Annotated in this window: 20 protein-coding genes; 13 read left to right on the top strand and 7 right to left on the bottom strand. The window is 32.9% G+C overall.

Annotated features, from left to right (window positions below; genetic code table 11):
- The first annotated feature begins 1 nt into the window (after position 1).
- The 10 genes from ACHZK0_RS13960 (at position 2) to ACHZK0_RS13915 (ending at position 8008) form a co-directional block, all read left to right on the top strand.
- Complete coding sequence (locus ACHZK0_RS13960; protein ID WP_270343052.1) at positions 2-1051, top strand: hypothetical protein; 1050 nt, start codon at positions 2-4, stop codon at positions 1049-1051.
- A complete protein-coding gene (locus ACHZK0_RS13955; protein ID WP_270343043.1) occupies positions 1044-1538 on the top strand; it encodes an NUDIX hydrolase in 495 nt (164 codons plus the stop codon). Before ACHZK0_RS13960 ends, ACHZK0_RS13955 begins: the two co-directional genes overlap by 8 nt.
- Before the next feature lie 104 nt (positions 1539-1642).
- Positions 1643-2152: a DUF402 domain-containing protein gene (locus tag ACHZK0_RS13950; protein WP_375812260.1), complete on the top strand. Its 510-nt coding sequence runs from the start codon at positions 1643-1645 to the stop codon at positions 2150-2152.
- A 209-nt stretch (positions 2153-2361) separates the two neighbouring features.
- Positions 2362-2952 (top strand): TetR/AcrR family transcriptional regulator, encoded by a 591-nt coding sequence (locus ACHZK0_RS13945; protein ID WP_270343034.1) that lies wholly within the window; start codon positions 2362-2364, stop codon positions 2950-2952.
- Entirely contained in the window at positions 2949-3677 is a 729-nt protein-coding gene (locus tag ACHZK0_RS13940) for a hypothetical protein (protein WP_395760498.1), read from the top strand. The genes ACHZK0_RS13945 and ACHZK0_RS13940 overlap by 4 nt, the downstream gene beginning before the upstream one ends.
- Positions 3678-3905: 228 nt before the next feature.
- Complete coding sequence (locus ACHZK0_RS13935; protein ID WP_395760497.1) at positions 3906-4661, top strand: ABC transporter ATP-binding protein; 756 nt, start codon at positions 3906-3908, stop codon at positions 4659-4661.
- 18 nt (positions 4662-4679) lie between these two features.
- Complete coding sequence (locus tag ACHZK0_RS13930) at positions 4680-5666, top strand: aliphatic sulfonate ABC transporter substrate-binding protein (protein WP_270343027.1); 987 nt, start codon at positions 4680-4682, stop codon at positions 5664-5666.
- A 16-nt stretch (positions 5667-5682) separates the two neighbouring features.
- A complete protein-coding gene (locus tag ACHZK0_RS13925) occupies positions 5683-6531 on the top strand; it encodes an ABC transporter permease (RefSeq protein WP_262742277.1) in 849 nt (282 codons plus the stop codon).
- Positions 6532-6607: 76 nt separating this feature from the next.
- A complete protein-coding gene (gene ssuD, locus ACHZK0_RS13920; RefSeq protein ID WP_262742276.1) occupies positions 6608-7720 on the top strand; it encodes an FMNH2-dependent alkanesulfonate monooxygenase in 1113 nt (370 codons plus the stop codon).
- A 195-nt stretch (positions 7721-7915) separates the two neighbouring features.
- Positions 7916-8008: a putative holin-like toxin gene (locus ACHZK0_RS13915; RefSeq protein ID WP_001289320.1), complete on the top strand. Its 93-nt coding sequence runs from the start codon at positions 7916-7918 to the stop codon at positions 8006-8008.
- A gap of 228 nt (positions 8009-8236) precedes the next feature.
- Here ACHZK0_RS13915 and ACHZK0_RS13910 read toward each other — a convergent pair whose 3' ends face one another.
- Positions 8237-9058, bottom strand: a complete 822-nt coding sequence (locus tag ACHZK0_RS13910; protein ID WP_395760496.1) for an HNH endonuclease — start codon at positions 9056-9058, stop codon at positions 8237-8239.
- A gap of 149 nt (positions 9059-9207) precedes the next feature.
- On the opposite strand from ACHZK0_RS13910, the gene ACHZK0_RS13905 reads away from it, so the two are divergent.
- Entirely contained in the window at positions 9208-10293 is a 1086-nt protein-coding gene (locus tag ACHZK0_RS13905) for an AI-2E family transporter (RefSeq protein ID WP_098585423.1), read from the top strand.
- A 239-nt stretch (positions 10294-10532) separates the two neighbouring features.
- Here ACHZK0_RS13905 and ACHZK0_RS13900 read toward each other — a convergent pair whose 3' ends face one another.
- The 6 genes from ACHZK0_RS13900 to ACHZK0_RS13875 are packed head-to-tail and all read right to left on the bottom strand — an operon-like array spanning position 10533 to position 11518.
- Positions 10533-10673: a YrzI family small protein gene (locus ACHZK0_RS13900; protein ID WP_087953365.1), complete on the bottom strand. Its 141-nt coding sequence runs from the start codon at positions 10671-10673 to the stop codon at positions 10533-10535.
- Between the two features lie 25 nt (positions 10674-10698).
- Entirely contained in the window at positions 10699-10839 is a 141-nt protein-coding gene (locus tag ACHZK0_RS13895) for a YrzI family small protein (RefSeq protein WP_395760495.1), read from the bottom strand.
- 26 nt (positions 10840-10865) lie between these two features.
- Positions 10866-11009: a YrzI family small protein gene (locus ACHZK0_RS13890; protein WP_270343018.1), complete on the bottom strand. Its 144-nt coding sequence runs from the start codon at positions 11007-11009 to the stop codon at positions 10866-10868.
- A gap of 26 nt (positions 11010-11035) precedes the next feature.
- The gene (locus ACHZK0_RS13885; RefSeq protein ID WP_262742271.1) at positions 11036-11179 is read right to left on the bottom strand and encodes a YrzI family small protein; all 144 of its coding nucleotides are present in this window, start codon (positions 11177-11179) and stop codon (positions 11036-11038) included.
- A gap of 27 nt (positions 11180-11206) precedes the next feature.
- Positions 11207-11350, bottom strand: a complete 144-nt coding sequence (locus tag ACHZK0_RS13880; protein ID WP_262742269.1) for a YrzI family small protein — start codon at positions 11348-11350, stop codon at positions 11207-11209.
- A 27-nt stretch (positions 11351-11377) separates the two neighbouring features.
- Positions 11378-11518: a YrzI family small protein gene (locus ACHZK0_RS13875; RefSeq protein WP_262742268.1), complete on the bottom strand. Its 141-nt coding sequence runs from the start codon at positions 11516-11518 to the stop codon at positions 11378-11380.
- A 439-nt stretch (positions 11519-11957) separates the two neighbouring features.
- Here ACHZK0_RS13875 and ACHZK0_RS13870 point away from each other — a divergent pair, with 439 nt between their 5' ends.
- On the top strand, positions 11958-12542 hold the full coding sequence (locus ACHZK0_RS13870) for a DUF4825 domain-containing protein (protein ID WP_262742266.1): 585 nt from the start codon (positions 11958-11960) through the stop codon (positions 12540-12542).
- 23 nt (positions 12543-12565) lie between these two features.
- On the top strand, positions 12566-13054 hold the full coding sequence (locus ACHZK0_RS13865; protein ID WP_262742265.1) for a hypothetical protein: 489 nt from the start codon (positions 12566-12568) through the stop codon (positions 13052-13054).
- Positions 13055-13162 lie beyond the last annotated feature (108 nt).

Genomic DNA, 13162 nt, shown 5'->3' with positions numbered 1-13162 from the left:
TATGAATGCCTCACTATCACGAAGGCGAAAAGGTATTTGGATTGGACTCGTAACTGTAATTATGTTATCAAACTATTTATTGTATGCTCTTCCAATTATACCAGCTGCTCCGAATGAAGTTGTGCTTGGTTCTTTGTTAGATTGTATGTTTGTCATTCCGGTCATTACGTATTTCTTAATTATTAGAAAAAGATACTCGTTAACGTATATACTTCCTGTAGTAATAGCTGGTTATATTTTTGCAAGATTTATTATTCCAAGTGACTATTTACAAGCTTTTGCATATGTTTCTTATATTATAGTAGCGGGAGAAATTGCTTTTGTATGTTTAGAGTTATTCCTTCTATATAAAATCGTTAGAATGCTTCCTAACATAATAAAAAAATATAAAGAATATAAAAGAGAGTATTCTTCATTTTCATATGCAATTGATGCAGTGTTTGATGCTACTATGAAAAGAAATAAATTAATAGATATCATTGTAACAGAGTGTAAGTTAATCTATTATGCATTTTTATCGTGGCGTGTAAAAGTACCAGAAGGTGAATCCATTTACTCGTATCACAAAAAAACGGGTGCAATAGGTGTATATATCATGATGATCCATGCGACCTTAATAGAAAGTATCGGTTTTCATTATTTACTTCACGAATGGAATCCGGTAATAGCATGGATTTTACTTATGTTAAACGTATACGCAATGTTTTATTTTTTAGCTGAAATACAAGCAATGCGTAAAAATCCAATTATCATTACAGAAGAACAAATAATCATTCAAATCGGATTAGGAAAGAAAATTGTTATACCATTTACACGAATTGATAAAATTGCGTTTTATAAAGGAGAATTTTTAAAGAAAGAGAAAAAGGTCCTTGACGCAACTGTGATGGAATTTATAAAGGAAGCGCCAACATTTGAAATAACACTAAAAGAGCCTGTAAAAGCGCAATTGTTATATGGATTTTCTAAAACAGTAACACGTGTTCACTTAAATGTTGATGAGGAACGGAAGTTTTATGATGCGGTTATGGAGAAGTTAAAGCATGAATAATGCTACTAATTTTCATCGTGCGTTTGGTGTGTACGGCATTTGTATTGAAAACAATAACATATTAGTAATTGATAAAATTAAAGGTCCATATAGAAATCGGTATGATCTACCTGGTGGTAGTTTAGAAGATGGGGAATCATTATTAGCTGGACTTCATAGAGAGATAAAAGAAGAGACTGGGATAAAAGTAAAGGTAGTAAAACAAATAGGTACAATTGATTTTCAATTTCCATCAAAATTTAAGGAGTACACACATGTACATCATATCGCAGTTTTATACCGCGTTGAAAAATACGAAGGTGAATTCAAAGTACCTGAACAATTTGAAGAGCAAGATTCAATAGGAGCTAGATGGATTCCGATTGAAAGTATTACTGAAGATAATTCATCTCCTCTTGTATGTAGTGTAGTAGAATGGCTGAAAACGAATGAGCTTTCAGTAGAAGTGAAACAATATGAAACATGGACAGTGAAAAACTCCTTCTAAAATAAGAGGGAGTTTTTATTGTGTATTTGTAGGCCAAATACTTCTTCCTGACTAAATAAATCGATATAATTAATACTAGACTTAGCATAAGGGGAAACATACTAATGAATAAATTACAAACAGCAAGAAGTGAAATTATAGAAAGAAAAATCAGGTATGACTCGACAATAGTAGATCACACTTGCTTATTACTTGAAAAGCAGTTGCAAAGTATCGTGTTATTTCATGAGGTTCAGTATTCATTTACAATGACTGCACATCGTGCGAGTTTAACAATCCAAAAAGGAAGTTACACCATTGCATACTACTGGGAAGATCGTCCGTACAATTTATACATATGGAGAGATAAGAATGGAATGTATGTAGGCTCTTATTTTAATGTTGTAAAAAATACGCAAATAACAGACGAACTAGTGTCATTTGAAGATTTAATTATTGATATATTGGTACTTCCAAGCGGAGAATATTTTATTTTAGATGAGGATGAGTTACCTGAGCCTTTAGAGGGTTTTGAAGGTGGCTATGTGGCTGAAGCTCTTAATGTATTGGAGGAAATCATTCAAAAAACGCTTCTTCAAATGATTGTAGAGACTGAAATGGTGAGGTTAAACTAAAGTGTAATTGATTTGAAACTAGAATACTTGATTAATGAAATTGAGTAGTCACAAGTTATATGATCTAACTTTTTTGACAAGTCTAAGGTTAGATGTATATTTCTTGGGATTACTCTTTTTTTGTGGAAACCAATATTGACTGAATATAGTTCAGTCGTTTATGATTGAATCAGATTCAGTCGAAGGTAAAACATATTAGGAGATGACCTATGAAAAGAATATCAAAAGAACCAGATATAAGACGACAAGAGTTAATGGATATTGGTTTTGAACTATATATGAAAAATGGTATGAAAGGATTTGGCATAAAAGATGTTGTGAATCATGCAGGCGTAGCAACGGGCTTATTCTATTATTACTTCAAGTCTAAAGAGAATTTTGTTGATGAAGTATTAAATGACTTTATTGTAAAAAATATGGAATTAATTGAAGGGATACTTATTTCTAATGAACGGTCTGTCATGCAAAAGATGAGAGATTCTCTAAATATATTTTGGGCATTTATCGAAAAATTAGCACCTTATAAAAATGTGAGTTCCTTTCAGACGGAACAACATTTTCAACTGGAACAGAAATTATTCACGCGAATGCAGCCATTAATCCGACAAGTCATCGAAGAAGGGGTGAAAACTGGGGATTTTAATACTGATAACTCATTACTAGCTTCAGGATTTATTTTATACGGTCTTAGCAGTATTGCTCATTCAGACGTGGATTTAAATTTAGATACGAAGCAAGAAATGATTAATTTAGTATTAAATACACTACGATACAATCAAAGCGAGGGAGAATGTATATGAAAATTATGATCGATGGAAACAATATTTCGAATGAACAACTTACAAAGTGGAAAAGAGAACGTATTAAAAAAGTTTTAAATACATTAGGACATAAAGAGCTAGAATTAAATGATACAGACGTTATGATAAAAAAACTAACAGAAGTAAAGCTAAATTATTCATATAATGAAATGTATGATAAGTTGAAATTTAAACTTAAATTAAGTGCAATGGGTATGCGTATTTGTACTGTTTTATCTGGCGATAGACGAAAATTTTCAAAAACAAGTATTTATTTAGATGGGATTACGGCAGAAGAAGCGATAAATGGAATTGATAGTTTTATGCTTGAACAATCACGTGAAAATGATCAAGTGAATTTATCAGCTTGTCCTGATCATTATGTACTAAGACCCTTTGGGGAAAATGAATTAGAGGTTATCGAAACTACTGGTAATTCGCCATTTCCAGTTCAATTTTTTATTGTTTTTGGTGACGAAACAGGATTGAAAACACCTAGAGATAAGTCTTATCAATACCAATCAACAGGTGTTGCACGTATGAAAGACGGTACTACTATTGGTGGAGTTCGACATCAATTTAAAGATACAGATACTGGCATAGAGGTAAGTCTAGTTGTAGAGTTCCCAGCACTTTGTCCGAATAGTCTTATTAAATCGCATCAAATGCATTTGGCATGTGAGTTTTCTTATTGGTTACAGTGGATTAAGAACTATAAAAAATAATTTTTAAATACATAACAATAAGAATGTTCAAACGAATCATATGTATTTTTTTAACAAAACCGAGTTGACTTATCGGAAATATTTGTATAATATGTACTTAATTCTATTACGTATTGCTGATTGGAGAAACCAAAGGCATTTTATCTATTGATAAAGTGCCTTTGGTTTTTTTATTGCACAAATACTGAATCTGTTCATTTAGATGAATCATTTCAAGGAGGAGAAGAAGTGACTGTTTCAATTGATGGGGTATCAAAATATTTTTCGAAACAAACTGGTACGGTCCAAGTGTTAGAAGATATTAATTTTCAATTAGAGAGAGGGGATTTTGTCACTGTAATCGGACCGAGTGGTTGTGGGAAAAGTACGCTTTTGAAAATTGTTGCGGGATTAGATGACGAATTCGAAGGTAAGGTTGTTATCGATGGGGAGCAAATCGTAAAACCGAGTAAGAAACAAGGGTTTATTTTTCAAGAACACCGCTTGTTTCCATGGCTAACAGTTGAAGAAAATATTGCTGTAGATCTATCGTTAAAGGATAAGTATGTAAAAGATAAAGTAAAAGAATGGGTTGAAATCGTTCGATTAGACGGTTTTGAAAAATCTTATCCGAAAGAAATTTCAGGCGGGATGTCACAACGTGTTGCGATTGCGAGAGCTTTATTAAGAGATCCGAATGTATTATTACTTGATGAACCGTTTGGGGCACTTGATGCATTTACTAGAAGTCATTTGCAAGAAGTACTATTGAACATTTGGGAGCAGAAGAAAACGACAATGTTATTTGTTACTCATGATATAGACGAAGCGATATATCTTTCAAACCGAATGATCATCATGAGTGCAAAGCCTGGAAAAATACATAAAGTGATTGAAAATAATTTACCTTATCCTCGAAATAAAACTTCTCAATCGTTCCAACAACTTCGAACAAAAGTGCTACATCAGTTTGAATATGGGGGACTGGTTCAAACGAGTATATAGGAAAAGGGTGGATTATTTATGAATAAAACATGTAAAGTTCTTTCATTTGCGTTAGCTATATCTTTATTTTTATTTGGATGCGAAAAAAGTACAGCAAGTAGTAAGAAAGAAGATGTAACCATTCAAATAGGTATACAACAGGGATTAAGCCCGCTCTTACTGGCACAGAAAAAGGGATGGTTTGAAGAGGAGTTTAAAAAAGAAGGAGTTAAGGTGAAATGGACAGAGTTCCAAAGCGGACCTCCTTATTTTGAGGCAATCGCATCAAATCGATTAGACTTTGGTGAAGTTGGCAACTCTCCGGTTATTTCCGCTCAAGCAGCAGGTATCGAATTTACTGAAATTGCCAATACAAGTTACGCGAGAAAAGGAACAGGCATTCTTGTACAAAAAGATAGCAAGATTACGAGTGTAAAAGATTTAAAAGGTAAAAAAATCGCAGTAGCAAAAGGAAGTAGCGCATTTAATTTATTATATCGAGCATTAGATAAAGAAGGTATCAATACGAAAGATGTAAATGTCATTCAGTTGCAGCCAGATGAGGCACAGCCGGCATTTGAATCAGGATCAGTAGATGCATGGGCGATTTGGGATCCATTCATTTCGCTACATACGTTAAATAAAGGCGCCAAGGTTATTACAGATGGTGAACGATTAAATGTTTCTTCTCCAGAATTTTTAATTGCGAGAACAAAATTTGCGAAAGAACATCCAGAACTAGTTGAGAAATTCCTTAAAGTTTATGAAAAGGCAAGTGTATGGCAAGAGTCAAACTTAGATGAAGCAATAAAAATATATACTTCTGCAAAGAAAATAGATGCTGAAATTGTAAAAGAAGTGTTCGATCACGACAAGCCAATTTTAGTTCCAGTAACGAAAGAAATAATAACCGAACAACAAAAGACAGCCGATTTTCAATATAAACTCGGTTCTATAAAGAAAGAAATAAAGACAGATAAAGTTGTAGACAATTCTTACGTAGAAAAAGCGTTAAAGGCGAAATGAAAGGAGGTTTTGTAAATTGGAGAATACGAAAGCTGTTATGAAAAGGGCGAGTATAACGATTGGCAAAAACAATGTAAAGAAAGTACGGAAAACGAATGTAAGGGTGTTAGTAAGAGCGATTACGATACCAATTGTCGTATTAATTATTTGGCAGTTAGCTGGCGTATTCGATCTAATCTCTAAAACAGTATTACCAACGCCATTAGATATATTTTTAGCTTTTCAAGAACTTATAAAAACAGGAGAGTTATTCGGTCATTTAAGTATTAGTGTATTCAGGGCTGCGGCTGGCTTCTTTATCGGCGGAAGTTTAGGGATTATTTTAGGAACGATTGTTGGATTTTCAACGAGAAGTGAGCAATATTTAGATCCGTCTGTACAGATGTTAAGAACTGTGCCCCATTTAGCAGTTGCACCGCTTTTCGTACTATGGTTCGGTTTTGGAGAAACATCGAAAGTATTATTAATTGCGGACGGCGCATTTTTTCCTTTATACGTAAACGCGTTTTTAGGGATACGAGGTGTAGATTCAAAATTATTTGATGTTGCGAGAGTGTTAGAGTTTAGTAAAAGAAAATTAATTACGAAATTGATTTTACCTGCCGCATTGCCAAACCTATTACTTGGAGCAAGATTATCTTTAGGAGTTGCATGGGTGAGTTTAGTAGTAGCAGAACTTATGGGATCTACAGAAGGTATCGGCTATATGATTATGGATGCAAGGCAATTTTCAAACACAGATATCGTATTTGTCGGTATTATTATCTTTGCATTCGTCGGGAAGTTTTCTGACTCACTCGTACGTTTACTAGAAGTGAAATTTTTAAGATGGCGAGATAATTTTAAAGGGGAGACAGGGAATTAACATATAAATTATTAGGGGTAATTTATATAGAGTATTTCAGTGTACGTTTTAATAAAAATAAGGGATGTGTAAAGATATGGATTTGTTATGGTTTATTCCAGCTTATGGAGATGGTCGATATTTAGGAACGACAAAAAGAGGAAGAGCAGCTGAATATGGTTATTATAAACAAGTTGCACAGGCAGCTGATTATTTAGGATATACGGGTGTGTTACTTCCAACTGGTCAAGGTTGTGAAGATCCATGGGTATTAGCATCGGCACTTGCCACTGAGACAGAGAAATTGAAATTTTTAGTAGCAGTTAGACCAGGACTAATGTCACCGACAGTAGCAGCGAGAATGGCAGCTACATTTGATAGAATTTCAGATGGGAGGTTACTTATTAATGTAGTAGCTGGAGGTGATCCAGTCGAACTGCAAGGGGATGGATTATATCTTGAACATGATGAAAGGTATGAAGTAGCAGATGAATTTTTAAAAGTTTGGAAATCTACGCTACAAGGAGAAAGTATTTCTTTAGAAGGAAAACATATTAAAGTTACAGATAGTAAAGTTGTGTTCCCGCCAGTTCAAACACCGTATCCACCAATTTATTTTGGCGGATCGTCTGCTGCAGGTAAAGAAGTTGCAGCTGAACATAGTGATGTATATTTAACGTGGGGCGAACCACCAGAGCAAGTGAAAGAGAAAATCGAAGAAGTAAGAAAACTTGCAGAAGAGAAGGGGCGTACAGTAAGATTCGGTATCCGATTACATGTAATTGTAAGAGAAACAGAAGAAGAAGCATGGGAAGAGGCTGAGAGGTTAATTCAATATGTAGATAATGAAACAATTGAGCTCGCTCAAAAAACATTTGCAAGATATGATTCAGTCGGTCAAAAACGAATGACGCATTTAAATAAAGGTACGAGAGAGTCGTTAGAGATAAGTCCAAACTTATGGGCTGGCATAGGGCTTGTAAGGGGTGGTGCAGGTACTGCTCTTGTAGGAGATCTGCATACAGTAGCAAATAGAATAAAAGAATATGAAGCGTTAGGAATTGATACGTTTGTTTTATCAGGATATCCACATTTAGAAGAAGCGTATGAAGTAGCAGAATTATTATTCCCATTATTGAAAGACGAGAAGAAACAAGAAAATAAAATTGTTGGTGAAATGATTGCTGATGCATATGCATTAAAAAAATAGTGAGGATTAAAGTTTCACCTATGTTTTGCTTCATTTTGTTTACTGCCTGTTAATACAGCATAAAAAACCCGCAAGTATTTCACTTGCGGGTTTTCATCGTAAACTATTAGAAAATATGGTAAAATTAAATAGTAACTTAAGGTACGGTTGGTTGTTCAATTATCACTTCTCCGAATAGGAGGGGGGTGATAATACGTGAGTGAAATAGCGTTGCTACTGCAGGGTGGACTGTTTCTCGTTGCATTGTTAACGTTCGTCGTCGTTTTAATAGACAAGCTCAAAAAATAACAACCCACCTATGCCAATAGAATGTGGGTTGTTTTGTTTGTAAGAAACAAATAGGATAAATGAACAATCCAATCTGCTAAGTTACGTGGACTAGTGTGTAGCCGCACACTAGTCTTTTTTATTTATATACAATTAATAATTGGTTTATGTGATTGTATTGTTCTTTTCATACTTATTATAACACAGTGTCTTTTCATCAAGAAAGGAGACCGTATGTTCTGGTTCTGATTAAATAGAAGTAGTTTTTTCTTTAAATAGCCCATCCATATACTGTTTTAAAGTTTGGACATAAAATTCCTGCCTACTTACATTATTTACGCCGACAATAGGCGATGAAAGTTCATATCTCTTTTCTGATAAATGAACGACAACGTCAAAAATATCAAATAGACGAATGAAACAGAACAGGCCATCTTTATCACTTAATAAAATAAAGTAATGGTTTTCGCTATTTGTATTTAATGTATTCCATAAAGAACTTTTACTTAAATCACGAACAATGCTCTTTTCTTTTAGTTCCATGAAATCCGCATTTGATAGAATGTTAGAAATATCAATCGCATCTGGATCTTCAAAATAGCCATCAACAGCTTGAACAGCGAAAGTATAAGCCATTTTTAATACACTCATTTTGTATTTACGGTTATCTAAAAGTAATTCACGTTGAATAGAGCTAGCTACCTTCGTTACACGTTCTTCCTTCCAAATTTCATTATGTAGTGAAATACCGTGTTTTTTACATAGTTTCATAATTAATGCATTGGAATAAAGTATTTCATCACTTACTTCAACAACATCTGTCTCAGCAGCCGCAAGTTCCTCACCATGCTCATTCGTATAGAGAGGGGAATCAATTTGTTTTTTCATTTGCTCAATCTTAAATTGACTTAATTTATGTCGAATTAAGGGACGATCAATATTTGTTGTCATTTGTTCATGGCAAGTATCACAAATTGAGTTTGTGAAATAATATCCACATAATATTTCTGGGATGACATATTGTTCACTAAGTTCTTTCGTATCTTTTCTGCAAATGATGCATTGTGTCATTTTTATCACCTTTACCTGCAAATTTGTATGTAATCTCATTGTAGTGTATTTATTGGCATTTTGGAATATTGTAAAGGAAAATATTATGTGAAATTCTTTCTTATTTTGGTACAATGAAGAGAAGTGCTAGTTTAAAGGAGGACGTTTTTTTGAAATCGAAAGTGCACTTTTGGACATTAGAAGTGCTAATGGTTGTAGCGATCATATTTATTTGCACAAAAATATCGTTTTTATTTCAACCGATTGGTATCTTCATATCAACGCTGTTTTTCCCAATCTTAATCGCGTTATTTTTATACTTCATATTTAACCCATTGTTAGTCTTTTTGGAGAATAAAAAAGTACCTAGAGGTTTAGCGATTTTACTACTGTATCTTTTTATAATTACATTAACTGGAGTGGCTATTGGAGTTGTTGTTCCAACCATTTCCCAACAGCTAATGGATTTAGTGAAAAACATGCCAATGTATATAAAAGAGGGAAAACTATACATACAAGATTTATCCCATCACAGATTATTTGAATGGTTATCTACACAAAATTATGTTTCCATTGAAACAATTGAGAAAAATGCGATTGAATACTTAAAGGGTATACCAAACACAATTACGTCGAGTGCAACGGCTTTATTTGGTATTATCACGAACGTTGCATTAGTTATCTTCACAGTACCATTCATTTTATTTTATATGTTTAAAGATGGACATGCCTTTCCAGGTAAAGCAGTAAGCTTATTACCAGAGTCTTACCGTGAAGAAGGACTTCGCATCATTAAGGAAACGAATGAAACATTATCTGCATATATTCAAGGGCAAGCGCTCGTTTGTATATTTGTAGGTGCTTTTACTTTTATCGGTTATTTAATTATCGATTTACCGTATGCTTTCGTTTTAGGAATTATAGCAGCATTTACAAATATCATTCCTAACTTAGGTCCATTTATCGGTGCAGCACCAGCTGTAATTGTGGGTCTGTTCGTATCTCCGATGCAAGCGTTGTACGTAATTATTATCGTAACAATTGTACAACAGTTTGAAAGTAACATCATTTCACCGCGTATTATGAGTTCAAAATTAAATATCCATCCGTTAACAATTATTATTTTAATTTTAGGGGTAGGTAATTTTGCGGGAATTATCGGAATGATTTTAGCGGTGCCAGTTTATGCAGTAACGAAAACAGTTGTATCGAACTTAGTGAGACTGTTTAAGACGAAAAGAAGTAATCGAAAATAGTATATGTTGAGAAAGATACACCGCTTTTTAAGTGGTGTATCTTTTTATTTATTACTAAAAGTTAAAAGCTTTAAAATATAATTTTATTATATATTTATTACACATCAAACGTAACGATATACTTGTGTGATAATATGTCTATAAAACTATGTGGAATCCCTCTGAACTATCCAAATCATTTCTTTAGAACGTGCTATCAACATCATAATTGACTCCTTTCAATTTTTATATTTAAAGATTTATAGGTGAGAGTAGTATTTGCTTCTACGATCTCGAATTTCGTCCATAATCTGTTTATATTGTTGTTCTTGCTTTAATTCAGTTTCAGAAAGGGTTTCTTTCTGGATTGTGATTGTTAAAAAGAAAAGGTGAAACTTCATAATACATTCCTCCTTTCGAAAGGAATTATAGATGGCTACAGTAGTGACTTTGACGTTCTTTTACATCTTCCATAGCTTTATTAATTTGATGATCATGCAATTTCTCACTGTCCGAGAACTTAGTTTTTTGAATCATAATTGTTAAAAAGAATACTTTAAATTTCATTAGTTTTTTGCCCCTTTATAAATTATTTAGAAAAGACGATTGTAATAAGATGCTTGGCGTTCTTTTACTTCGCTCATAATCGATTGAATGTGTTGCTCGCGTAAAATTTCTTTCTGTGAAAGCTTACGTTTTTGAATAGTGATAGTTAAAAAGAATGCTTTAAATTTCATTAGGATATTGCTCCTTTATAAATTATTTAGAAAAGACGGTTGTAATAAGAAGCTTGGCGTTCTTTTACTTCGTTCATAATCGATTGAATGTGTCGCTCGCGTGAAATTTCTTTCTGTGAAAGCTTACGTTTTTGAATGGTGATTGTTAAAAAAAATGCTTTAAATTTCATTAGGATATGCTCCTTAAAAATATATTTTTAATACATTTGTGTGTAGTATGAACTTTTAATGTCAATTATTTTATCAGTCAGTTTTTTTAATTGTTGTTTACGATCAATTTCGTCTTCAGATAAAGTGTTTTTCTGAAGTACAGTCGTAAAAAAGAAAATATGAAAAGTCATAAATGAATTCCTCCTTTCGAAAAGGAATTACAGGTGATCACAATAAAGCGCTTGGCGCTCCTTAACATCATTCATAGCTTTTTCAATTTGTACATTATGAAACATTTCATCTTTGGAAATTGGATTTCTTTGAATCGTAATACTTAAAAACAATACGCTAATAGTCATCGAATGTTGCTCCTTTCTAAAAAAAATGATGTAAGAGGCTAAAAAATCGCACAAAAAAGCCACAGGAAGATATAGTTCTCCTATGGCTGGGCGTGAAAAAGCCACAGGAAAGTATACGACCTCCTGTGGCGAATTTATGAATTAAAAGAAATAATGTACGATTTTCAATTCTCCATTAGGGTGGTCGAATTCATATTAAATTGTCCGAAAAACACAGGTGCAGTTAACGCTAAAGTTAAAGCATGTAATTGTAATTTCATCATTTTATTCGACCTCCTTTTAGAATTTTTTCTTACGTTAGTAAGTATATACAATTAATGGATAATTGTAAACATAAAAATTGAAAATTTTTAATTTTGATTAAAATGCGTATGTTTTAAAGGATTTTGAGAAGATGTATTGTAGTTAACAAAATATCGATAAAAATGGGGGATGCTAAATGAAATATATGCATCGTAATGTGGTTGTTATGCTAACAATTTTTTTATTTATTACTGCTTGTTCTAGCGGAGAAAGAATAAAAGAAATATCTGATGTTGAACCTGCTGCTTTTAAGAAATATGCTGGGACATATGTTGGTAATAATTCAGATGTAGTTGCAATTGTTAATCATTTACCCGGTGGTGAAACATTTCAAAGTATAAGTTTGGAGAATGAAAGCATAAAGGTGAACTATGGTGCAAAAGGGAATGGCCCCCTTACAGAAGACATTGTTGAGACGTATTGGTTTGATAGTAAGGATACGATGAAGAAGAATTTTCTCTTTAACGTTATTTATTTAGCGATTTTAGTACCAAATGCGAAAAGTTACGAGTTTCATGTAGAAAATAAAAATTTCGCGATAAAGAGAGAAGAAGTACTATCAATCCTGTATGAAAAATTTGATGATTTTCCAAAAGAAAATGATATATGGGATAAAAAGAAAGTAGCAAAGTTCCTTAACGATAATAACGAAAAAATTACAATGCTTATAAATGATAAAGATTTTCGGAAACCTTTATTTGTTAAATATCCAGTGCAGTAGTTGAAATAATGGGAGGAGAAAAGGTGGAGTTAGTATACAAAATTATTTATCATCGAATGCAAGATCATTATTTACCTAAGCTAGTACAGGCAATAAGACTCATTAATGAAGAAGATTTGTGGAAACAAAGGGACTCTATTAATTCAATTGGTGGAATTGTACTGCATATTTGTGAACATTTACAGAGAAATACAAAGCGTTATAAAGATTCAAATATAGTTTTTGAAAATGGAATTGAGGAGTACTTTCCGGTAAAACAAGTAAGTTCCGAAGTTTTGCTAATAACGGTTGAAGAAATATTTGATGAATGGGGAAAAGCATATATACAGGTATGGGAACAAAATAGACATATGGATCTTCATAGTTTATTACATTTAGCGGAGCATACAAGCTATCATTTAGGGCAAGTAGTAGATCGTACAAAGTCTATAAAGGGACAACAGTTTAACTTTTGTCAAAATGGTATAAATGAAAAGAATTTGAGAACAAGAGTTGAAACTTTAAAATTTTAGAAAGAGAGTCATTCTTAAACGAATGACTCTCTTTTTTATAAAAGAAATTTATGGAAATAAACATTTTTATGTGATATGGTTAATTACATAAGTAACGAACCTATGAAC

It is taken from the genome of Bacillus sp. 3G2 (assembly GCF_044324725.1).
Lineage (GTDB): Bacteria > Bacillota > Bacilli > Bacillales > Bacillaceae_G > Bacillus_A > Bacillus_A mobilis.
The sequence above is the reverse complement of the archived record's forward strand: the minus strand, read 5'-3'. Positions and strand labels throughout refer to the sequence as shown.